The organism is Bacillus sp. PS217 (genome assembly GCF_037963535.1).
Lineage (GTDB): Bacteria > Bacillota > Bacilli > Bacillales > Bacillaceae > Bacillus > Bacillus subtilis.
Genome location: NZ_CP150157.1, coordinates 1,097,874 through 1,119,116, shown reverse-complemented (window position 1 = coordinate 1,119,116; position 21,243 = coordinate 1,097,874). Strand labels below are relative to the sequence as shown.

General features: G+C 45.1%; 21 protein-coding genes and 1 pseudogene. 11 read left to right on the top strand and 11 right to left on the bottom strand.

Features of this window, described 5'->3' with window-relative positions; all coding sequences use genetic code 11:
- The first annotated feature begins 89 nt into the window (after positions 1-89).
- From hemAT to phoE, 5 genes and pseudogenes are all read left to right on the top strand, one after another.
- Positions 90-1,388, top strand: coding sequence for a heme-based aerotactic transducer HemAT (gene hemAT / locus NSQ83_RS05845; RefSeq protein WP_015252424.1), 1,299 nt, complete (start codon positions 90-92; stop codon positions 1,386-1,388).
- A 134-nt stretch (positions 1,389-1,522) separates the two neighbouring features.
- Positions 1,523-2,081: pseudogene (locus tag NSQ83_RS05840) on the top strand (biotin transporter BioY).
- Between the two features lie 6 nt (positions 2,082-2,087).
- A complete protein-coding gene (locus NSQ83_RS05835) occupies positions 2,088-3,527 on the top strand; it encodes an acyl-CoA synthetase (protein ID WP_032730442.1) in 1,440 nt (479 codons plus the stop codon).
- Positions 3,524-4,618, top strand: coding sequence for an acetyl-CoA C-acyltransferase (locus NSQ83_RS05830; protein WP_160221473.1), 1,095 nt, complete (start codon positions 3,524-3,526; stop codon positions 4,616-4,618). Before NSQ83_RS05835 ends, NSQ83_RS05830 begins: the two co-directional genes overlap by 4 nt.
- 70 nt (positions 4,619-4,688) lie before the next feature.
- A complete protein-coding gene (phoE, locus tag NSQ83_RS05825; RefSeq protein ID WP_160221472.1) occupies positions 4,689-5,270 on the top strand; it encodes a phosphatase PhoE in 582 nt (193 codons plus the stop codon).
- Between the two features lie 31 nt (positions 5,271-5,301).
- On the opposite strand, the gene NSQ83_RS05820 is transcribed toward phoE, so the two are convergent.
- The 3 genes from NSQ83_RS05820 to NSQ83_RS05810 form a co-directional block, all read right to left on the bottom strand.
- Positions 5,302-6,273, bottom strand: coding sequence for an ABC transporter substrate-binding protein (locus tag NSQ83_RS05820; protein WP_085186344.1), 972 nt, complete (start codon positions 6,271-6,273; stop codon positions 5,302-5,304).
- A gap of 216 nt (positions 6,274-6,489) precedes the next feature.
- Positions 6,490-7,482: an acryloyl-CoA reductase gene (locus NSQ83_RS05815; protein ID WP_003233163.1), complete on the bottom strand. Its 993-nt coding sequence runs from the start codon at positions 7,480-7,482 to the stop codon at positions 6,490-6,492.
- A gap of 71 nt (positions 7,483-7,553) precedes the next feature.
- Positions 7,554-8,003 (bottom strand): GNAT family N-acetyltransferase, encoded by a 450-nt coding sequence (locus NSQ83_RS05810; RefSeq protein ID WP_029317568.1) that lies wholly within the window; start codon positions 8,001-8,003, stop codon positions 7,554-7,556.
- A gap of 434 nt (positions 8,004-8,437) precedes the next feature.
- Between NSQ83_RS05810 and aprE the strand changes: the two genes are divergently transcribed.
- Positions 8,438-9,583: a subtilisin AprE gene (aprE, locus tag NSQ83_RS05805; protein ID WP_015715621.1), complete on the top strand. Its 1,146-nt coding sequence runs from the start codon at positions 8,438-8,440 to the stop codon at positions 9,581-9,583.
- A 38-nt stretch (positions 9,584-9,621) separates the two neighbouring features.
- On the opposite strand, the gene NSQ83_RS05800 is transcribed toward aprE, so the two are convergent.
- A complete protein-coding gene (locus NSQ83_RS05800) occupies positions 9,622-10,902 on the bottom strand; it encodes a M48 family metallopeptidase (protein ID WP_198878833.1) in 1,281 nt (426 codons plus the stop codon).
- 148 nt (positions 10,903-11,050) lie between these two features.
- Here NSQ83_RS05800 and NSQ83_RS05795 point away from each other — a divergent pair, with 148 nt between their 5' ends.
- Positions 11,051-11,446 carry a hypothetical protein gene (locus tag NSQ83_RS05795; RefSeq protein WP_003245187.1) on the top strand — a complete coding sequence of 132 codons (396 nt, stop codon included), beginning with the start codon at positions 11,051-11,053 and terminating at the stop codon, positions 11,444-11,446.
- Between the two features lie 38 nt (positions 11,447-11,484).
- Here NSQ83_RS05795 and lcfB read toward each other — a convergent pair whose 3' ends face one another.
- From lcfB to NSQ83_RS05775, 4 genes are all read right to left on the bottom strand, one after another.
- The gene (gene lcfB, locus NSQ83_RS05790; protein ID WP_029317566.1) at positions 11,485-13,026 is read right to left on the bottom strand and encodes a long-chain-fatty-acid--CoA ligase LcfB; all 1,542 of its coding nucleotides are present in this window, start codon (positions 13,024-13,026) and stop codon (positions 11,485-11,487) included.
- Between the two features lie 117 nt (positions 13,027-13,143).
- Complete coding sequence (locus NSQ83_RS05785) at positions 13,144-13,788, bottom strand: SDR family oxidoreductase (RefSeq protein ID WP_049140680.1); 645 nt, start codon at positions 13,786-13,788, stop codon at positions 13,144-13,146.
- A gap of 64 nt (positions 13,789-13,852) precedes the next feature.
- Complete coding sequence (gene lplJ / locus NSQ83_RS05780) at positions 13,853-14,848, bottom strand: lipoate--protein ligase LplJ (protein ID WP_014479356.1); 996 nt, start codon at positions 14,846-14,848, stop codon at positions 13,853-13,855.
- Positions 14,849-14,860: 12 nt separating this feature from the next.
- Positions 14,861-15,595, bottom strand: coding sequence for an MBL fold metallo-hydrolase (locus tag NSQ83_RS05775; RefSeq protein ID WP_003233185.1), 735 nt, complete (start codon positions 15,593-15,595; stop codon positions 14,861-14,863).
- A gap of 158 nt (positions 15,596-15,753) precedes the next feature.
- On the opposite strand from NSQ83_RS05775, the gene yhfH reads away from it, so the two are divergent.
- Both yhfH and gltT read left to right on the top strand, forming a co-directional pair.
- Complete coding sequence (gene yhfH / locus NSQ83_RS05770; protein WP_003244802.1) at positions 15,754-15,888, top strand: protein YhfH; 135 nt, start codon at positions 15,754-15,756, stop codon at positions 15,886-15,888.
- A gap of 270 nt (positions 15,889-16,158) precedes the next feature.
- Entirely contained in the window at positions 16,159-17,448 is a 1,290-nt protein-coding gene (gene gltT, locus NSQ83_RS05765) for a glutamate/proton symporter GltT (RefSeq protein ID WP_003245579.1), read from the top strand.
- A 36-nt stretch (positions 17,449-17,484) separates the two neighbouring features.
- On the opposite strand, the gene NSQ83_RS05760 is transcribed toward gltT, so the two are convergent.
- Positions 17,485-17,892, bottom strand: a complete 408-nt coding sequence (locus tag NSQ83_RS05760; RefSeq protein WP_015252434.1) for an ASCH domain-containing protein — start codon at positions 17,890-17,892, stop codon at positions 17,485-17,487.
- A 12-nt stretch (positions 17,893-17,904) separates the two neighbouring features.
- The gene (locus NSQ83_RS05755) at positions 17,905-18,945 is read right to left on the bottom strand and encodes a M42 family metallopeptidase (protein ID WP_009966936.1); all 1,041 of its coding nucleotides are present in this window, start codon (positions 18,943-18,945) and stop codon (positions 17,905-17,907) included.
- Positions 18,946-19,082: 137 nt separating this feature from the next.
- Between NSQ83_RS05755 and NSQ83_RS05750 the strand changes: the two genes are divergently transcribed.
- The gene (locus tag NSQ83_RS05750; RefSeq protein ID WP_003245634.1) at positions 19,083-19,274 is read left to right on the top strand and encodes a hypothetical protein; all 192 of its coding nucleotides are present in this window, start codon (positions 19,083-19,085) and stop codon (positions 19,272-19,274) included.
- A gap of 83 nt (positions 19,275-19,357) precedes the next feature.
- Here the strand turns inward: NSQ83_RS05750 and NSQ83_RS05745 are convergent, their stop codons facing one another.
- Complete coding sequence (locus NSQ83_RS05745; RefSeq protein ID WP_003233198.1) at positions 19,358-20,134, bottom strand: YhfC family intramembrane metalloprotease; 777 nt, start codon at positions 20,132-20,134, stop codon at positions 19,358-19,360.
- 126 nt (positions 20,135-20,260) lie between these two features.
- On the opposite strand from NSQ83_RS05745, the gene fabHB reads away from it, so the two are divergent.
- Positions 20,261-21,238, top strand: a complete 978-nt coding sequence (gene fabHB, locus NSQ83_RS05740; protein WP_003233200.1) for a beta-ketoacyl-ACP synthase III FabHB — start codon at positions 20,261-20,263, stop codon at positions 21,236-21,238.
- Positions 21,239-21,243: the final 5 nt, after the last annotated feature.

The following is a 21,243-nucleotide window of genomic DNA, read 5'->3' as shown; positions in this document are numbered from 1 at the left end:
CATTCATGTTTCCCTTGGCCGATAAAAAAGAAAAAGGCTTAAAAAGCCAAAAAGTAAAAATTATATTTTTCCCAAGGGGGATCATTGTATTGTTATTTAAAAAAGACAGAAAACAAGAAACAGCTTACTTTTCAGATTCAAACGGACAGCAAAAAAACCGCATTCAGCTCACAAACAAACATGCAGATGTCAAAAAACAGCTCAAAATGGTCAGGTTGGGAGATGCTGAGCTTTACGTGTTAGAGCAGCTTCAGCCACTCATTCAAGAAAATATCGTAAATATCGTTGATGCGTTTTATAAAAACCTTGACCATGAAAGCTCATTGATGGATATCATTAATGATCACAGCTCAGTTGACCGCTTAAAACAAACGTTAAAACGGCATATTCAGGAAATGTTTGCAGGCGTTATCGATGATGAATTTATTGAAAAGCGTAACCGAATCGCCTCCATCCATTTAAGAATCGGCCTTTTGCCAAAATGGTATATGGGTGCGTTTCAAGAGCTTCTTTTGTCAATGATTGACATTTATGAAGCATCCATTACAAATCAGCAAGAACTGCTAAAAGCCATTAAAGCAACAACAAAAATCTTGAACTTAGAACAGCAGCTTGTCCTTGAAGCATTTCAAAGCGAGTACAACCAAACCCGTGATGAACAAGAAGAAAAGAAAAACCTTCTTCATCAGAAAATTCAAGAAACCTCTGGATCGATTGCCAATCTGTTTTCAGAAACAAGCAGATCAGTTCAAGAGCTTGTGGACAAATCTGAGGGCATTTCTCAAGCATCCAAAGCCGGCACTGTAACATCCAGCACTGTTGAAGAAAAGTCGATCGGCGGAAAAAAAGAGCTAGAAGTCCAGCAAAAACAGATGAACAAAATTGACACAAGCCTTATCCAAATCGAAAAAGAAATGGTCAAGCTGGATGAAATCGCGCAGCAAATTGAAAAAATCTTCGGCATCGTCACAGGCATAGCTGAACAAACAAACCTTCTCTCGCTCAATGCATCTATTGAATCCGCCCGCGCCGGAGAACACGGCAAAGGCTTTGCTGTCGTGGCAAATGAAGTGCGGAAGCTTTCTGAGGATACGAAAAAAACCGTCTCTACTGTTTCTGAGCTTGTGAACAATACGAATACACAAATCAACATTGTATCCAAGCATATCAAAGACGTGAATGAGCTAGTCAGCGAAAGTAAAGAAAAAATGACGCAAATTAACCGCTTATTCGATGAAATCGTCCACAGCATGAAAATCAGCAAAGAGCAATCAGGCAAAATCGACGTCGATCTGCAAGCCTTTCTTGGAGGGCTTCAGGAAGTCAGCCGTGCCGTTTCCCATGTGGCCGCTTCCGTTGATTCGCTTGTCATCCTGACAGAAGAATAACCATCAAAAACCGGTCTGCCATACGGCCGGTTTTTTTGCGTTCATTATGTAAACTTAAATTAAAAATCAGTTGACATAATAATTGCCTGCATTTATTGTATAACCATATTTGATTACTGTTTGGAGGATTTCACATGCTGAAATTAATCGACATGATGCATATTGCTATTTTCACCGCACTGATGGCAGTGCTCGGCTTTATGCCCTCTCTTCTTATCCTTTACACCCGTTCCGATTACATTGCAAACGCTTGGTGTCATGTTGGCAGGCAGCATCCTCAGGCCAAAGTCTGCTTTCTTAAGCCAGCTTGTCTTTTTGCTGCTCGTCGCCTTCGGAGCGCCGCTGTTGCCCGGCGGACGAGGCGGTTTTGGTGTGTTTTTCGGACCGAGCGCAGGCTTTTTGATTGCTTATCCCCTCGCTTCATGGCTGATCAGTTTAGCCGCTAACAGGCTGCGGAAGGTGACAGTATCGCGTCTCTTTTTCACTCATATCGTATTCGGCATCATCTTTATTTATCTGCTTGGTATACCGGTACAAGCTTTTATCATGCATATTGATTTGTCACAGGCCGCCTTCATGAGCCTTGCATATGTGCCTGGTGATTTGATAAAAGCGGCTGTATCTGCATTTCTGGCGATAAAAATCACTCAAGCCTTGTCTCTTTCTGATACGATGTTTACAAAAGGAGGATGACACTACATGACAATTACCCATACCTATTCATCTACCGCCGAAACATCGCCCGGCCGTGTAGCGATCCAGACTGAATCGGAGCAAATCACGTACCAAGATTGGGATCGGCTTGTCTTTCAAACCGCAAATTGGCTGCGGTCACAGCCGAGCATGCCGAATCGTGTGGCGATCCTGCTCCCAAATAGTCTGGCGTTTTTACAGCTGTTTGCCGGAGCCGCAGCGGCTGGATGTACGGCAATTCCCATCGACACACGCTGGAGCGCGGCAGAATGTAAGGAGCGGCTGTCCATAAGCAATGCGGATCTTGTGGTTACTTTAGCCTTTTTTAAAAACAAACTGACAGATAGCCAGACACCTGTTGTTTTGCTGGATAACTGTATGGCAGATATTTCTGAGGCAGCCGCTGATCCCTTGCCTACCATTGATCCGGAGCACCCTTTTTATATGGGATTTACGTCGGGCTCGACAGGAAAACCGAAGGCCTTTACGCGATCTCACCGCTCATGGATAGAGAGCTTTACCTGTACAGAAACAGATTTTTCAATTTCATCAAATGACACGGTATTGATTCCCGGGACGTTAATGTCCTCTCACTTCTTATACGGGGCAGTCAGCACTTTGTTTCTCGGAGGAACCGTTTGTTTGCTGAAAAAGTTTTCTCCTGCCAAAGCGAAGGAATGGCTGTGCCGTGAATCCATCAGTGTTCTCTATACCGTACCGACGATGACAGACGCCCTCACAAGGATTGAGGGTTTTCCCGACAGTCCCGTCAAAATCATTTCATCCGGCGCAGACTGGCCGGCAGAATCCAAGGAGAAGCTTGCCGCTGCATGGCCTCATCTCAAGCTGTACGATTTTTACGGCACATCAGAGCTTAGTTTTGTGACGTTTTCTTCACCGGAAGACAGCAAACGGAAACCGCATTCAGCGGGCCGCCCTTTTCATAATGTCCGGATCGAAATCCGCAACGCTGAAGGAGAACGCTGTCAGCCAGGCGAAGTCGGAAAAATATTTGTCAACAGCCCGATGCGGTTTTCCGGCTATGTGAACGGCAGCACACCAGATGAATGGATGACAGTGGATGATATGGGCTATGTTGATGAAGAGGGCTTTCTATACATATCAGGAAGAGAAAACGGGATGATCGTGTACGGAGGATTAAATATTTTCCCAGAAGAAATTGAACGTGTGCTTCTCGCCTGCCCAGAGGTTGAAAGCGCGGCTGTCGTTGGCATTCCCGACGAGTATTGGGGAGAAATCGCTGTAGCTGTCATTCATGGAAACGCTAATGCCAGAACACTGAAAGCCTTGTGTAAACAGAAATTAGCCTCCTATAAAATTCCGAAAAAATGGGTGTTTGCAGACAGCTTGCCGGAAACGAGCAGCGGAAAAATTGCCCGTTCCAGCGTGAAAAAATGGCTGGAAGAGAGTATACAGTATAAATGAATGCGGTTATTGTTGATGCAAAACGAACGATCTTTGGAAATCAAAACGGACTGCTGAAGCCCTTCCTGCCGGAGGATTTGTCAGCTCCCATCATCCGCTGTCTCAGCCGAAAGCTAGAGGATCAAATTGACGAGGTCATTCTCGGAAACGCTACCGGCAGAGGCGGCAACCTCGCCAGACTGTCAGCCCTTCAAGCCGGACTGCCTTTATCGGTTCCCGGAATGACAATTGACAGACAGTGCGGCTCCGGCCTTGAAGCTGTGCGCTATGCCTGCAGCCTTATTCAAGCGGGAGCCGGCACGATGTATATCGCGGGCGGCTCAGAAAACAGCAGCCAATCCCCTTTTTCAGAACGGGCCCGCTTTTCTCCAGATGCCATCGGCGATCCAGACATGGGCATTGCGGCAGAATATACGGCTGCACGCTATTCCATCAGCAGAAGCATGCAGGATGAGTACGCGCTTCTCAGCCATCAACGCAGCAGGAACGCGCATGATGAAGGATTTTACCGTGAAGAAATTGTTGCTCTTGGGGAATTGGAGATGGACGAAGCATTTTTGAAAACGCGGCCGATAGAAGCGATTATTCCCCGTGCAAAGCCGGTTTTCGACACCAGCTCCGGAACAGTCACAGCAGCCAACAGCAGCGGCATAGCAGACGGAGCAGCCGCTCTTTTGGTAATGGAAGAAGAAAAAGCGGCAGCCCTCGGACTTAAGCCTGTGCTTCGGTTTATCGGCAGCGCTGTCAGCGGCATTCACCCCAACTATCCGCCCGCGGCACCGGTTGATGCGATCCGTAACCTCTTACATACACACGATGTAACACCTGAGGATATCGGTTTATTTGAAATCAATGAAGCCTTTGCCGTCAAAATTTGTGTCTGCTCGCAAGAACTCGGCATTCCCTTTTCAAAAATCAATGTGCGCGGCGGCGCCTTAGCTCTTGGCCATCCGTACGGTGCATCAGGTGCAGCTCTGGTAACCAGATTGTTTTATGAAGCGAAAAGACGGACAGACTGTCAATATGTGGTTGCAGCCATCGGAAGCGGCGGCGGAATTGGACTTGCTTTATTATTTGAAGTTCTTGCATAGGCTTTTTCATAGGACACACGCTTTCGATTTAGTATAATAGCGATATGAATAAAGTCAGGAAGGGGATTTTATGACAGCCGTTTGTTTAGTAAGACATGGAGAAACCGATTGGAACCTGCAGCAAAAATGCCAAGGCAAAACCGATATCCCGCTAAACGCAACAGGTGAACGCCAAGCAAGAGAAACCGGAGAATATGTAAAGGGCTTTTCTTGGGATATTATTGTGACGAGCCCGCTGAAAAGAGCGAAAAGAACCGCGGAAATTATTAATGAATATCTGCATCTTCCGATAGTCGAGATGGATGATTTTAAGGAACGCGATTACGGCGACGCGGAGGGCATGCCGCTGGAGGAACGGACAAAGCGCTATCCAGATAACATCTATCCGAATATGGAAACCTTAGAAGAACTCACTGACAGGCTGATGGGCGGTTTGGCAAAAGTGAATCAGGCGTATCCAAACAAGAAGGTGCTGATCGTGGCGCACGGTGCGGCAATTCACGCCCTGCTGACAGAAATATCCGGCGGTGACCCGGAGCTTCAAAGCACCCGTCTCGTCAACGCCTGCCTCAGCAACATTGAATTTGCAGAAGAAAAATGGCGGATAAAAGACTATAATATCAACAGCCACTTATCCGGCTTTATCAAATAAGAAAAAGACAGGCGTTTGCCTGTCTTTTCTTTTATTTCTTAGCAGCCGGCATCTCTTTTTGAAGCTCGTCCAAAATGGCATTCGCCCCGTCTACACTGCGGCGCAGAGACCACACCGCACGATCCACGTGGTATACATGCCCGTTTTTCACTGCCTTCAGTTTTTTCCAAAGGACATTCTTTTCGATCGGGCGTTTACCGTCGGCGTCGAGGTCATCTGTTTTTCCTGTCATCAGGATGATCACATCCGGATCTGTTTTCAGCAGCTGCTCCAGTGTCATTTTCATATTCACAGAGTCGCCGCCATTGCTTGAATTGCTATTACCTGACGTACTGATTGCATATCGATAGCCGACCTGTGTTAAAAGTCTCGATGTAAAGAAGTTTTCATCCCTGGCCATAATCGTATCATTTGTATTTCCGATCAAAAGCACGGACTGGCTGTTCGCGCTGATTTTCTGCTTTGTCTCGCTAAGCTTTTCTTCATGCGCCGTCAGCTTTTTCTCCATTTCCTTCTCCTTGCCGACTGCTTTTGCAATCGTAAGTGAAGCGTCAATTGTATCCTGATAATCAGCATTTAAATTATTAAGCGCAATCGTCGGCGCTATTTTTTTCAGCTGATCGTACACCTTCTTATGCCGGGTCGTGTCAGCAATAATTAAATCGGGTTTTAATGAAGCGATTTTTTCCATGCTTGGCTGTGAGCGAGTGCCGACAGATGTGTAACCGTCAATTTTCTTCAGGACATCCTTGTTGATCAGCTGCTTCGCTTTGTTGTCATCGGCAACCCCGACAGGCGTAATGCCGAGATCAAGCAGTGTATCAATAAAACCTAGCTCAAGAACAACAACCCGCTTCGGATGCTCAGGCACATTTGTCTTCCCTAAATCATGTGTTACCGCTACTTTATGTTCTTTACTGTTTTGATTGCCGCTTGAAGACGAGCAAGCAGCCGTTAAGACAGAAAGAAGTAAAACTGTAAGAATAATCAGTGTTTTTTTCATATGTTCCAGTCTCTCCTGTTGGTAGTTTCTATGGTTAAGATGTCCAAGAGTAGTATAACACGGAATGAGAATCATTATCACCAATTATTTTTAAAATGGGAAGAGAAAGTTCCGCTTACATGAAAATCTTGCTTCGCGACACAGCAGTTCAGCAGCTGATCAGCCTGTCCACAAAAAAGCTTGCAGAAAAATAACATTCTCTGCAAGCTGATCTTGTTAAAGCTTCACAATCACTCTTCCTTGAATGCGATTTTGCAAAATATCTTTTAACGCACCCGGCGTTTCTTCCAATGATACTTCCCTGTCCACGATGGTCAGCAGCTGATCAGGCTTGAGATCAGAAGACATGCGCTCCCAAACAGCGGCTCTGACGTCCATCGGACAGTATACTGAATCGATTCCGAGCAGGCTTACTCCGCGAAGAATAAAAGGATACACCGTTGCCGGAACTTCTCCTCCGCCGGTTAAGCCGCTCACTGCGACAGATCCGCCGTATTGAATTTTGCTTAAAAGCGAGGCAAGCTGTTTTCCGCCGACTGGATCAACCGCTCCCTGCCATTGCTGCTTGGACAGCGCCTTAAGCGTTCCGTCATAGACATCTTCCCTGCTGATTACTTCGCTTGCACCAAGCTGTTTCAAATAATCAGCCGCCTCCCGGTTTCCGGTACTTGCCACTACATCATAGCCCCGCTTGTTCAGCATCGATACCGCAATTCCGCCGACACCGCCAGTTGCTCCTGTGACTAGCACGCTGCCTTTTTCCGGAGACAGACCGTTCTGTTCAAGCCGATGCACTGATAACGCCGCAGTAAATCCCGCCGTTCCGTACACCATCGCTTCTTTTAACGAAAGATTCTGTGGCAAAGGCACCAGCCAGTCACCAGGCACCGAAGCGTATTCACTTAATCCGCCATCACGGGAGACACCGAGCTCATAGCTTGTCGCGATCACCTCATCCCCCTCCGCAAAACGCGGATCATTGGAAGAGACGACCGTACCCGCAGCATCAATGCCTAAAATAAGCGGATACTCTCTGACGATATTGCCTCCTGCTTTTCCGGCCAGACCATCTTTGTAATTAATGCCGGAATAAGCAACTTTAATCAGGACACCATCCTTCGGCAAATCCTCTGTTGATATGGTTTTCACATGGACTGAAACATCATCGGCATTTTTTTCTGCCTGCAAGGCTTGAAATAACGTTGACATTCGGCACACTCCTTTTCATTTATATCGTAACCGAAGAACGTTCAAAAAACCAAATCATCAAGCCGCCATTTTCACTTCGCCGGCACATTGAGACAATAATGGACAAATCCGGTATCCTCTTCATAGCCGTTTTGCTCATACAAGCTTCTTGCCTTCCGGTTGTGGTGCTCAGTCTGAAGTGTTAAACATTTTGCCCCGTTTTCCTCTGCATAATCCTTTGCGGCAGAAAGCAGCCGGCAGCCGGCTCCCTTTGTACGTGCATGAGGAACGACAAATAAGTCATTTAATATGTATATCCTTTTCATTGACACAGAAGAAAACGTTGGATAGAGCTGGGTAAAGCCTATGAATTCTCCATTTTCTTCTGCTATCAAAATAACAGACTCGTGATTTTCCAAACGAGCTTTCAAAAAAGCCTCTGCCCCTTGCAAATCGGATGCCTGTCTATAAAATTCCCGATATTGGTTAAACAACGGCGCAATGGCGGCCGTATCTGATGTCTTTGCTTGGCGAATGTTCATCTTATTTCTTCCTCCCTCTCAATAATTTTTTCATTCTATCCCTTTTCTGTAAAGTTTATTTTTCAGAATACTTTTATCATCATGCTTTGAAAAAATATCACGATAATATCCATTGTTCTCACGGAAGCACACGCAGGTCATTTGAACGAATTTTTTCGACAGAAATTTGCCGGGACTCAGGAGCATTTAACCTAAAAAAGCATGACATTTCAGCATAATGAACATTTACTCATGTCTATTTTCGTTCTTTTCTGTATGAAAATAGTTATTTCGAGTCTCTACGGAAATAGCGAGAGATGATATACCTAAATAGAGATAAAATCATCTCAAAAAAATGGGTCTACTAAAATATTATTCCATCTATTACAATAAATTCACAGAATAGTCTTTTAAGTAAGTCTACTCTGAATTTTTTTAAAAGGAGAGGGTAAAGAGTGAGAAGCAAAAAATTGTGGATCAGCTTGTTGTTTGCGTTAACGTTAATCTTTACGATGGCGTTCAGCAACATGTCTGCGCAGGCTGCCGGAAAAAGCAGTACAGAAAAGAAATACATTGTCGGATTTAAACAGACAATGAGTGCCATGAGTTCCGCCAAGAAAAAGGATGTTATTTCTGAAAAAGGCGGAAAGGTTCAAAAGCAATTTAAGTATGTTAACGCGGCCGCAGCAACATTGGATGAAAAAGCTGTAAAAGAATTGAAAAAAGATCCGAGCGTTGCATATGTGGAAGAAGATCATATTGCACATGAATATGCGCAATCTGTTCCTTATGGCATTTCTCAAATTAAAGCGCCGGCTCTTCACTCTCAAGGCTACACAGGCTCTAACGTAAAAGTAGCTGTTATCGACAGCGGAATTGACTCTTCTCATCCTGACTTAAACGTCAGAGGCGGAGCAAGCTTCGTACCTTCTGAAACAAACCCATACCAGGACGGCAGTTCTCACGGTACGCATGTAGCCGGTACGATTGCCGCTCTTAATAACTCAATCGGTGTTCTGGGCGTAGCGCCAAGCGCATCATTATATGCAGTAAAAGTGCTTGATTCAACAGGAAGCGGCCAATATAGCTGGATTATTAACGGCATTGAATGGGCCATTTCCAACAATATGGATGTTATTAACATGAGCCTTGGCGGACCTTCTGGTTCTACAGCGCTGAAAACAGTCGTTGATAAAGCCGTTTCCAGCGGTATCGTCGTTGCTGCCGCTGCCGGAAACGAAGGTTCGTCCGGAAGCTCAAGCACAGTCGGCTACCCTGCAAAATATCCTTCTACTATTGCGGTAGGTGCGGTAAACAGCAGCAACCAAAGAGCTTCATTCTCAAGCGCAGGTTCTGAGCTTGATGTGATGGCTCCTGGCGTATCCATCCAAAGCACACTTCCTGGAGGCACTTACGGTGCTTACAACGGCACGTCCATGGCGACTCCTCACGTTGCCGGAGCAGCAGCGCTAATTCTTTCTAAGCACCCGACTTGGACAAACGCGCAAGTCCGTGATCGTTTAGAAAGCACTGCAACATATCTTGGAAACTCTTTCTACTATGGAAAAGGGTTAATCAACGTACAAGCAGCTGCACAATAATAGTAAAAAGAAGCAGGTTCCTCCATACCTGCTTCTTTTTATTTGTCAGCATCCTGATGTTCCGGCGCATTCTCTTCTTTCTCCGCATGTTGAATCCGTTCCATGATCGACGGATGGCTGCCTCTGAAAATCTTCACAAGCACCGGAGGATCAACCTGGCTCAGCCCCGTCACGGCCAAATCCTGAAACGTTTTAACAGCGGCTTCTCTGTTCTCTGTCAACTCGATCCCATACTGGTCAGCCTTATTCTCCTGATAACGCGAGACAGCATTAGAAAAAGGCGTCACCGCAAAGCTCAAAACAGAAAACAAAAGCAATAACAGCGGAAGTGCCGCAAGATCATGCCGTCCTTCTAAATGAAACATGCTGCGGGTTAGGCGAACCGTCCGCTTGTAAAGCTTATCAATGACATAAAATCCGGCGAGCGACACGAGCAAATAACCAGCCAGACCGATGTAAACGTGCTTCATGACATAATGGCCCATTTCATGGCCCATAATAAACAGGATTTCTGAATCGTCAAGTTTGTTCAGCGTCGTATCCCACAATACAATCCGTTTATTGGCCCCAATTCCTGTAACATAGGCATTCAGCGCATTTGTTTTTTCTGACATGTTCACTTCATATACATGGTCAGCCGGAATATTGGCTTCATCTGCCAGCTCTAAAATTTTGCTTTCAAGCTCTTTGTTTTTCAGCGGATAAAAATCATTGTATAAAGGGTCGATAATGACCGGCTGAATAAAAAACAGAAACAGCGAAAACGGCACTGTTAACAGCCAGGCGTATAACCACCATTTTTTTTCATGCCTTTTGATCAGCCAATAAAAAACGAGAACGCAAAGCGTAAAGATTGGAAAGCTGATCCAAAAGCTGATAACCTGATCCTTAGCCCAGCTGGCCGTTGTCTGTGTGGAAATGTTATAGTCAAGCGATACTTGATAGCCTATCCAATCTAAAGGCAGCGTCACCAATGTTGTAATCAGCGAAAGCACAAACACAAAACCAACGGTCTGCAAAAACCGAAAAGGCACGGCCGCTTCGATCCATTTCTTGATTTTCTTTGAAACACCGCTGACAAGCAGAACAAAAAACAGAAACCAATCAAGTGGTACCTCGATAAAAAATAAAAAATTCTTGACATTCGAATACTGCTCGGCCACTGCCAACTCAGACGGCTTCATGAAAGAAGCCGGATCAGCCTGCGTCCCTTTCACGGCTTCCGGTATTGCGGAATCACCCGACAGGAAAAAATACCAATAAAAAAACAGCCCGTACAGCACGTAAGCAAGTCCTGCTGCCGCAATCCACTTGCGCATAACGCCTCACTCCTCACATCAACCCGTTACTTCTATTGTAATCATAAATTCAAATTCTTAGAACCAAGCTGTGTTCCGCACTTTTCCACCCTTTTAAGCATGGAAAGCCCGATCGCTGGGAAAACTAACAATGTTTGGAGTGATGCAAATGAAAAAAATAGTGGCAGCCATCGTGGTAATCGGTCTTGTGTTTATCGCATTTTTTTATCTTTACAGCCGATCAGGCGATGTGTATCAATCGGTAGACGCGGATTTGATCACACTGTCTTCAAGCGGCCAGGAAGATATCGAGATTGAAAAAAGACAGCACGTCAAAGATATGCTGGATATTATGAATCAGGGAAAACAGGTGAAGACAGAAAAAACATCAGCCCCTGATTACGAAGGGACAATCAAGTTTCATAAAGACCGGTATGACTCATTCAGACTATGGATTGACGGCAGCCAGCAAGCCGTTTTTTTGAAGGATGGCACATACTACAAATTAAGCAAAAATGATACAAAGGCGCTGCTAAATATTATTAAAAAAGAAGCAAAGGATTGAAAATGAAAAAGCGAAGCTAACCGCTTCGCTTTTTCATTTTATTGGGGCAAAATATCTCTCAGTGCCCGTCTGAGCATTTTCCCCGTCGCATTTTTCGGAATATCGTCAAGAAACGTAATGGCGGCAGGCCGCTTGTATTTTGCCAGATGCTTTTCACAGTGCTGCATGATGTCCTCCTCTGTTACCCCAGAGCGTTTCGGCACCACATATCCCTTTACCGCTTCCCCGCTTTGGGGGTCCGGCACGCCGATGACAACCGCCTCCTTGACGTCCGGATGGCTGTACAGCACCTCCTCTACCTCCCGCGGATACACATTGTATCCTCCTACAATGATCATGTCTTTTTTCCGGTCAACAATGTAAAAATAGCCGTCCTCATCCCGTCTTGCCAAGTCCCCCGTATAAAGCCACCCGTCTTTTAATGCATGCTCTGTTTCCATCGGCATTTTATAATAGCCCTTCATCACATTGGGGCCTTTCACGATCAATTCGCCGACCTGGTGAGCGGGCAGCTCGCGTCCGAGCGGATCTACGACCTTGTTTTCGACATGTAAGATACTTGTCCCGATGGAGCCCGGTTTTCTGCCCCTGTCAAATGGGTTAAAGCACGTGACGGGTGATGCTTCCGAGAGCCCGTAGCCTTCCAAAATGGTAACACCGAATTTTTCTTCAAACGCCGTCAGCAACGCGACTGGCATGGCCGCGCCTCCCGAAATGCACAGCCGGATGGAAGAAAAATCATCTTTCTTTCCGTTTTCATGCTGAAACAAGTAGTTATACATTGTAGGCACACCGGCAAAAATGGTCGCCTGCTGCTGCTTAACAAGCTTAAAAACAGATGCCGGACTGAATTGAGGCTCAATCAAGACAGTTGCGCCGCTCATCAGCGGTGCATTCATGCAGACGGTTAAACAAAACACGTGAAACATGGGAAGAGCGCAGACCACATTGTCCCTCTCATCCATTCCCAAATAGCCTGCAACATCGTTGGCATTGCTGTACAAATTCTGATGAGTCAGCATCGCGCCTTTCGGTTTTCCAGTCGTTCCTGACGTATATAAAATAACCGCGGTATCATCAGGGACAAGTTCTTGATTTTGTTTAGCGACAGATGTCGGCCGCAATATTTTTGCAAACGTTGTCATTTTCATCCTGACCTCTGGGTCCGCCGCTTCCGGCTCGGCCTCCCCCGTCTGGCATAAAATGACGAGCTCAACCTTTGGCAGCGATTCATGCATGCTCTCATAAAGCGGCAAAAGCTGGCTAACGCCCACGATTGCCTTTACATCACCATTTGTCAGCATATAACCAATTTCTGTCGGCGTGTACAACGGATTGATGGGAACAACCACGATCCCAGCTTTTAAAGCGCCAAAAAACGCGATGATAAAATCAGGCGAATTGCCAAGCAGCAAAGCTAGATGGTCCCCTTTCTCCATACCGGCTTCCTGAAGGCCGTCCGCAAATCGCTGAATATGTTCATTCAGCTCTTGATACGTCATCATGTGATCTTTAAACCTGCATGCGATGCTGTCGGGCTTCTCAGATGCTGTTTCTTCCAATTTTGAAACAAGATTCATTCTCCCACCCCTTAAAGTGAATGAATAGTCATTCATTATTGAAGCCAAGCTTTCTCCTCCATTATAGAGAAACAGAAAAAAACACTCAAGAGCAAAAAGCCCTGAGTGTCAGTACTGTCATAGTTTCTTCAATGCTTCGGCAATCGGCGTATCTCCTTCTGTCAGATCAAAGGCCCGATTTTCCGTATTCTTCTCATCTAAAGAGGCAATGACCGTTTTTGCAACGTCATCACGGGAAATAAATCCCCGCTCCAGATCCTTCGCTGCTGAAACAGTTCCCGTTCCAGGCTCATTGCGAAGGCCTCCCGGACGGATAATCGTATAGGTTAAACCGCTCGCTTCCAGAATTTTATCAGCATAATGCTTGGCCACATAATAAGGCTTGAGTGCCTCATTCCAATTTTCACGGTTATGGGCTTGCAGGGCGCTGACCATAATAAACCGTTTGATTCCGGCAATGTCCGCAGCTTCAATGGCTTTCGCCGCTCCATCGAGATCCACCAGCAGTGTTTTATCATAGCCTGTGCTGCCACCGGAACCGGCTGTGAAAATGATCGCGTCACAGCCTTTTGCCGCAGCGGCGATTTCTTCCGGGCTGCCCTCCAGATTCGCAAGCACAGCTTCTGCACCGGCAGCTTCAAGAGACGCTTTCTGTTCTTCTTTTCTGACCATCGCTCTGATGGAATGATCAGGATTATCTTGGAATAAAGAGACGAGTCTTTGCCCGATTTGTCCGTTCGCTCCGATTAAAAACACTTTCATGTGAATCCCTCCTGCCTCCATTATTTCAAAAACACAACCGCTCTTTCAAACGATGTGTTTTGCCTTAATAAATCAGATCAAGGAAATCCTCTTTCGTAATGTTCCCAAAGTAATGCTTGAGATTCACACCTTCGAGCACATCAGCGATGACGCTGCGTTCGTATTGTTTTCCGACCAGCAGGTTTTCAATTTCAGATACATCACCGACACCGAAGAAATCTCCGAAGATTTTGCAGTCCTCGATTTTGCCTTTCTTGACCTCTAGGCGCAAATCGATCGATCCAACCGGATAACGTTTCGAATGATTAAGGTTAAATTTCGGCGAGCGGCCGTAGTTCCAATCCCAATTCTGATAGCGCTCTTTCGAAATTTGATGAATGGTCTCCCAATCTTTTTCCGTCAGCTTATACTCCGGCACGTTTCCAATGTCGTTTGTGTTAAAAATATGGCGAAGCAAATGGCTGCGGAATTCTTCGGTGGTCATTTTATCATCGAGAAACTCACTGATGTTTGCTACTCGGCTTCTGATCGATTTGATGCCTTTTGATTCAATTTTATCCTTTTTCACCTTTAATGCTGATACAACATGATCAATGGCTGAATCAAACATGAGGGTGCCGTGGCTGAAAATACGGCCTTTCGTTGCAAACTGAGCGTTTCCGGATATTTTCCGGCCATCCACTACAATGTCGTTCCGGCCGCTTAATTCAGCTTCAACCCCAAGCTGATGTAACGCCTGAATCACCGGCTCAGTGAATTTTTTAAAGTTATGAAAGCTGTCCCCGTCATCCTTGGTAATAAAGCTGAAGTTCAAGTTCCCCAGATCATGGTACACAGCGCCCCCGCCTGATAAACGGCGGACGACGATAATCCCGTTTTCCTCTACATATTTTGTATTGATTTCTTCTATTGTATTTTGGTTTTTCCCAATGATAATAGACGGTTGATTCACATAAAAGAGCAAATATTGCTGTTCAGGGTCTAAATGCTTTACGCAGTACTCCTCGATAGCAAGATTGATCCGCGGATCATTGATATTTTGATTGTCTATAAATAACATGGTGCTCCTCCTTTATCCTTCCCACACAAAACCTGATTTCGCAATATTCACTTCTCCGTTAAAAACGGTTTTCGCTTCTTTGCGAAGATTGTCATGCACGCCAAAATGCGGCAAATGTGTCAGCAGCAGTTCTCCCGCTCCGGCTTCTTTTGCAATGCGTCCGGCTTCCAGGCTGTTCATATGGCCTGCACTTGTTCCGTCTTGATCGGCATAAAAATTGCATTCTGAGATCAATAAATCAGCATCTTTCGAAAACGGTATAAATGAATCCTGATAGCTGGAATCAGCAGTATAAACGACAGTGTGGCTGCCGTCAGTAATCCGCATGGCATAGCACGTCACCGGGTGAATCGTTTTTAAAAAGGTGATCGTAAACGGACCGGCAGTCAACGGCTGATCCGGCTGATAGGCGATCCCTTTTGTATGTGTTTTATATGTAAGCTTTTGAAACTGTTCTATATCAGCATCATGTCCGTAAATCGGAAGCGTATGCTCTCCTTTGCCGAGAAACGAACCGACTTGCTTGGCAAATTGCAGCGGCCCGATATCAGCGATATGGTCATGGTGATAATGAGACAGAACGACCGCATCCAGCTTTTCCGCCGGCACATATCCGAACAGCTTAGACAAAACGGCACTGCCGCAATCAACAAGCAGAGAGTAATCACCTGACTGAAACAAATAGCCTGACGTCGCTTCATTTGCGGCCGGAAAACCGCCATAGCATCCGATAACTGTAACTTTCATAATGTCCTCCTATCTTTTCAAAAAAAATTGATCCTCCTTCAATATACCCATTTTTCTTGAAAAAAGCATGTTTTAAACATTGTATCAAAACAGTTATTGATTTTTGTGATCTGTTATATTACAATGAAATCACTACAAAGGGGAAAGAGGGATTGGTTATGCTGGGGAAAATCACAGAATTTTTTAGAAACCTGCCTTCGAAAAAGTGTGCGGAATGCGGAAAAAAGATAGAAGAGCAGCATGAGTGTTATGGTAATATCTGCAATGACTGTATAAAAGTAAACGATTTGTAATGAGCGAAAATCCCGCGCCTTACGCGTGGGATTTTCTTATTTTTTCACATATCTCTTAATTTTGAAATAATAGTCAGGTTAGGTCAAAGCTCACCTGTTTTTAGATAATTCTGGTGATTATCATAATGTCATTGAATATTCTTTATTTTCGAAATATAATTTACTATAGACGAATTGATTTCTTATCTATTATAATTTGATCTAATAGTGAGATTAAATATATGTCTATTCATGATATATGTTGATACTTTGTTTTTTGGGAGGTAATCTATGAAAAGAATTAAGTTTGGATTAGCCACACAAATATTCGTTGGACTTATTCTAGGTGTCATTGTTGGCGTCATTTGGTATGGCAACCCAGCATTGCCTACTTACCTGCAGCCAATCGGGGATCTCTTTTTACGCTTAATCAAAATGATAGTGATTCCTATTGTTGTCTCCAGCTTAATCATCGGTGTAGCCGGTGCAGGAAATGGAAAGCAAGTCGGTAAATTAGGCTTCAGAACGATTCTGTACTTCGAGATCATCACGACTTTTGCCATTATTCTCGGACTAGCCCTTGCAAACATCTTCCATCCGGGTACAGGAGTTAATATACACGAAGCTCAAAAATCGGACATCAGTCAATATGTTGAAACTGAAAAAGAACAAAGTAATAAATCAGTGGCAGAAACGTTCCTCCATATTGTGCCGACAAACTTCTTCCAGTCATTGGTCGAAGGGGATCTTCTAGCCATCATTTGCTTTACAGTACTATTTGCATTGGGTATTTCCGCAATCGGTGAAAGAGGCAAGCCTGTATTAGCCTTTTTTGAAGGTGTATCCCATGCCATGTTCCACGTTGTAAACCTTGTGATGAAAGTGGCGCCATTCGGCGTTTTCGCTCTTATCGGAGTGACTGTGTCTAAATTCGGACTCGGTTCTCTTATCTCTCTCGGAAAGCTCGTCGGATTGGTTTATGTCGCGCTTGCTTTCTTCTTAATTGTTATTTTCGGGATTGTCGCAAAAATTGCCGGCATCAGCATCTTCAAGTTCCTTGCTTACATGAAGGACGAAATCTTACTGGCGTTCAGTACGTCCAGCTCTGAAACGGTTCTTCCGCGCATCATGGAAAAAATGGAGAAAATCGGATGTCCGAAAGGCATTGTTTCATTTGTCATTCCGATCGGTTACACGTTTAACTTAGACGGTTCCGTTCTCTATCAATCGATTGCCGCACTCTTTTTAGCACAGGTATATGGCATTGATTTGACGATTTGGCACCAGATTACGCTTGTGCTCGTCTTAATGGTGACATCTAAAGGGATGGCTGCCGTGCCTGGTACTTCTTTTGTTGTCTTGCTTGCAACGCTTGGCACCATCGGCGTTCCGGCTGAAGGACTTGCCTTTATTGCCGGCGTAGACCGCATCATGGATATGGCACGAACAGTTGTCAACCTGACTGGTAACGCGCTTGCTGCCGTTGTGATGTCTAAATGGGAAGGCATGTTTAATCCTGCGAAAGCAGAAACTGTTATGTCCCAATCGAAAACAGAACAAAACGCAACCATTTCTGGTTAATGAAAAGCCTGCGGGGTTCTTGCCCCGCAGGCTTTTTTAATCTTTAACAAGCACAAACAGCTCTGTAATCAAAACAGTATCCTCATTCAGCTCCAGTTCACCGCTTTTGATCAGTTCCGCCCATGCCATCCGATGATCCTCTTGAAACTCCTCAATTCGGTCTCCATTGCCCTCTCCTTTGACTAACCTCATATCAGGCGCACCAAAGATGGTTTCAAAGACATCTGTTACTTTTATATTGCATCTTGGATTGTCATGTTTATCATAAACGGTAACAAGCTGACCCGCTGTTTGATAAACGTCCCTCAATTCATCTTTTGAATACAATGATTTCGGCGCGCACGTGGCGGTTTTTTCTCCGGCAAGGATCTGCTGAATCAGCTGTTCTCCCAACCCGTCATCACCTTCCCAGCCGAATGTGCTTTTCAGCTTATAAATCTTCATTGGTCCTCCCCCTTATACCATTGGTGACTGTACATAGTAATACAGAAGCTTAGCGGTATGGCGAAGAGATGATTTATGGGTGCGTTCAAATGCATGGGAAGCGTCAATTCCCGGCCCTATGAGGCCATGCACAATATCATGCCCGGATTTGATCGCTGCTGACGCATCAGACCCGTAGTACGGATAGATATCAAGCTTATAGTCAATATGATGCTTCTCGGCTAATTGAACTAAATGCTTTCTGAGCTGATAATGATACGGCCCGCTCGCATCCTTCACACAGATTGATACTGAATATTCATCTGTCGCCTGCCCGTCACCAATAGCGCCCATATCAACCGCCAAATATTCAACTGTTTCAGGAGGAATATTCGAATTCCCGCCGTAACCGATTTCTTCATTATTGGAAATAAGAAAATGGGTTGTATACGGCAGCTCAATGTCTTCTGTTTGAATTTCATGAATTAAGCGGAGCAATAAGGCGACGCTTGCTTTGTCATCCAAATGGCGCGATTTAATAAATCCGCTTGATGTGATCTCGACACGTGGATCAAACGACACAAAGTCTCCGACGCCAATGCCAAGCTCCTCCGTATCTTTCCGGCAGTGAACAGGTTCATCTAGGCGGATCTCCATATTCTCTTGATTCCGCTCAGCCTTTCCCGCGTCTTTGTATACGTGCACAGACGTTTGATGCATTAAGATTGTGCCTGTGTACATTTTTCCCGAGGCGGTTTCAATTTGGCAATACTCCCCCTCAATCGAGTTGTAGCGGAACCCGCCGATTAAGTCGATTTTCAGCCGGCCGTCCGCTTTAATTTCCTTCACCATAGCGCCGAGGGTGTCAACGTGCGCTGTCAGCATGCGATGCCGGGATGTGTCGCGTCCTGGAAGCGTTGCAATTAAGCCGCCCTTGTGGTTCCGAACCGTTTCTACCTTCCATTCTTTTAAAAGGCTTTCAATATAATTGATCACCTCATATGTATTTCCTGTCGGGCTTGGGATCGATACAAGTTCTTTAATGAGCTCCATCGTTTTACGTACGGACGTCATAGGGCATTCCTCCTTTTATTTTCTACTTAAAATATACTCTTTTCCCGAGGGACCCGTCCAATCTTTTCCTATCAATCTCTCATATGCTGTAGAGAGCATGGGAAGAGGAGGGATTTCTATGTGCTGTCGTCATTCACATGAACAGAAATGTCGTTGTCACGATTGGTTCGATGATTTTTGGTTCTTTGACGAGTGGTTCGATAAAGATTTCCACGACCATTGCAAGAAAAAGAAAGAATGCCATGACCCTTGCGAGAAGAAGAAAAAGAAACACCATTGTTTCTCTTGTAAAAAACACAGACATTCTTGCTGTCATTGCTAAAGACTGAATCAGAAATATTCTGATGACCCATGCTTAATGAATATTTCCATTCACATTTTTCCAAGCGGGCATTGCTGCTGCTTGGACCTTTTATTGAAACACCCTTTTTGCTTTTACAATCCAATAAACTGATAAAGCCGCTATAAGAGCAACAATGATTTCAACAGCTGCAGCATGCTCTATGATTCCTCTTTGATATAAAACCGCCGGGACATTAAACAGTGCATGTAAAAGAATAGAATACAGCAAAAACAGCGGCCGGCGGTTTTTAACCGCGTACAAAACAAGCAGAGACAGACCAATCTGGACGGCAATGGCACTGATTCTTTCTATTCCGCCCAGCATCCATTCATACGAAGGAGTATGCAGCAGCTGCTCCTGTATCGGCAAAAGCGCCTGTTTGACGTCGCCATTGACCAAAAGCTGTTCAAACGTCCCGCTATTGATTGCAAATGCGTATACAATAAGTGAGATAGAGGACAAGCCTGTAATCAGGATGGCTTCAAGCCCGCCATGGCCTGCCCCGAAAGCCAGACCATCTGCCCAAGTATGATGGCGCTTCATAAAAAATCGCATCATCAAATACCTTCCGCACTCCTCAAAAATGCCGGCCATCAAGCAGCCGTAAATGCCATACCATAATGGATGCTGCATCGCTTCTTTCGTCATTTCATTCACTTGCAGTACATAAACATGAACGCCGCCTTCCAGCAGCTGAGCGAAGACAAAAAACGTGAGAGCGCCAATAAAAAACACTTTAAGCGAGGCACCATACTTTCGCTTAAACCATACAATCAGCCCGATTGGCAACAGAAACGCAATAGCCCCGGATAATGCCAAAAAGACTACTGCTTCTTGACTGACCATTTTTCAGCCTCCTTTTTCTTTTTCATAGATTCCTATCTACACTTCTCTTTTTTTGTAAAAAAACCTTCTTTTTAGTACCAGATACTAATATCTAGTGTTATAATCTGACCATAAGGAGTGATTCATATGTCAAAAGCAAAAATTACAGCTATCGGCACCTATGCGCCGAGCAGACGTTTAACCAATGCAGATTTAGAAAAGATCGTTGATACCTCTGATGAATGGATCGTTCAGCGCACAGGAATGAGAGAACGCCGGATTGCGGATGAACATCAATTTACCTCTGATTTATGCATAGAAGCGGTGAAGAATCTCAAGAGCCGTTATAAAGGAACGCTTGATGATGTCGATATGATCCTCGTTGCCACCACCACATCCGATTACGCCTTTCCGAGTACGGCATGCCGCGTACAGGAATATTTCGGCTGGGAAAGCACCGGCGCGCTGGATATTAATGCGACATGCGCCGGGCTGACTTACGGCCTCCATTTGGCAAATGGATTGATCACATCTGGCCTTCATCAAAAAATTCTCGTGATCGCCGGAGAGACGTTATCAAAGGTAACGGATTATACCGATCGAACGACATGCGTTCTGTTCGGCGATGCCGCTGGTGCGCTGTTAGTGGAACGAGATGAAGAGACGCCGGGATTTCTTGCGTCTGTACAAGGAACAAGCGGGAACGGCGGCGATATTTTGTATCGTGCCGGACTGCGAAATGAAATAAACGGTGTGCAGCTTGTCGGTTCTGGAAAAATGGTGCAAAACGGACGCGAGGTATATAAATGGGCCGCAAGAACCGTCCCTGGCGAATTTGAACGGCTTTTACATAAAGCAGGACTCAGCTCTGATGATCTCGATTGGTTTGTTCCTCACAGCGCCAACTTGCGCATGATCGAGTCAATTTGTGAAAAAACACCGTTCCCGATTGAAAAAACGCTCACTAGTGTTGAGCATTACGGAAACACATCTTCGGTTTCAATTGTTTTAGCGCTCGATCTCGCAGTGAAAGCCGGGAAGCTGAAAAAAGATCAAATTGTTTTGCTTTTCGGGTTTGGCGGCGGATTAACCTATACAGGATTGCTTATTAAATGGGGAATGTAACAAAA

Bases quoted from the DNA above. Each gene is read 5' to 3' on its own strand.
- phoE (WP_160221472.1), top strand. From the start codon at position 4,689: ATGACAGCCGTTTGTTTAGTAAGACATGGAGAAACCGATTGGAACCTG.
- NSQ83_RS05760 (WP_015252434.1), bottom strand. From the start codon at position 17,892: ATGAAGATTTATAAGCTGAAAAGCACATTCGGCTGGGAAGGTGATGAC.
- NSQ83_RS05800 (WP_198878833.1), bottom strand. From the start codon at position 10,902: ATGCGCAAGTGGATTGCGGCAGCAGGACTTGCTTACGTGCTGTACGGG.
- NSQ83_RS05795 (WP_003245187.1), top strand. From the start codon at position 11,051: ATGAAAAAAATAGTGGCAGCCATCGTGGTAATCGGTCTTGTGTTTATC.
- NSQ83_RS05785 (WP_049140680.1), bottom strand. From the start codon at position 13,788: ATGAAAGTGTTTTTAATCGGAGCGAACGGACAAATCGGGCAAAGACTC.
- NSQ83_RS05835 (WP_032730442.1), top strand. From the start codon at position 2,088: ATGACAATTACCCATACCTATTCATCTACCGCCGAAACATCGCCCGGC.
- NSQ83_RS05775 (WP_003233185.1), bottom strand. From the start codon at position 15,595: ATGAAAGTTACAGTTATCGGATGCTATGGCGGTTTTCCGGCCGCAAAT.
- NSQ83_RS05820 (WP_085186344.1), bottom strand. From the start codon at position 6,273: ATGAAAAAAACACTGATTATTCTTACAGTTTTACTTCTTTCTGTCTTA.
- lplJ (WP_014479356.1), bottom strand. From the start codon at position 14,848: ATGTTATTTATAGACAATCAAAATATCAATGATCCGCGGATCAATCTT.
- gltT (WP_003245579.1), top strand. From the start codon at position 16,159: ATGAAAAGAATTAAGTTTGGATTAGCCACACAAATATTCGTTGGACTT.
- NSQ83_RS05755 (WP_009966936.1), bottom strand. From the start codon at position 18,945: ATGACGTCCGTACGTAAAACGATGGAGCTCATTAAAGAACTTGTATCG.
- yhfH (WP_003244802.1), top strand. From the start codon at position 15,754: ATGCTGGGGAAAATCACAGAATTTTTTAGAAACCTGCCTTCGAAAAAG.
- NSQ83_RS05745 (WP_003233198.1), bottom strand. From the start codon at position 20,134: ATGGTCAGTCAAGAAGCAGTAGTCTTTTTGGCATTATCCGGGGCTATT.
- fabHB (WP_003233200.1), top strand. From the start codon at position 20,261: ATGTCAAAAGCAAAAATTACAGCTATCGGCACCTATGCGCCGAGCAGA.
- lcfB (WP_029317566.1), bottom strand. From the start codon at position 13,026: ATGAATCTTGTTTCAAAATTGGAAGAAACAGCATCTGAGAAGCCCGAC.
- NSQ83_RS05810 (WP_029317568.1), bottom strand. From the start codon at position 8,003: ATGAACATTCGCCAAGCAAAGACATCAGATACGGCCGCCATTGCGCCG.
- NSQ83_RS05750 (WP_003245634.1), top strand. From the start codon at position 19,083: ATGAACAGAAATGTCGTTGTCACGATTGGTTCGATGATTTTTGGTTCT.
- NSQ83_RS05830 (WP_160221473.1), top strand. From the start codon at position 3,524: ATGAATGCGGTTATTGTTGATGCAAAACGAACGATCTTTGGAAATCAA.
- NSQ83_RS05815 (WP_003233163.1), bottom strand. From the start codon at position 7,482: ATGTCAACGTTATTTCAAGCCTTGCAGGCAGAAAAAAATGCCGATGAT.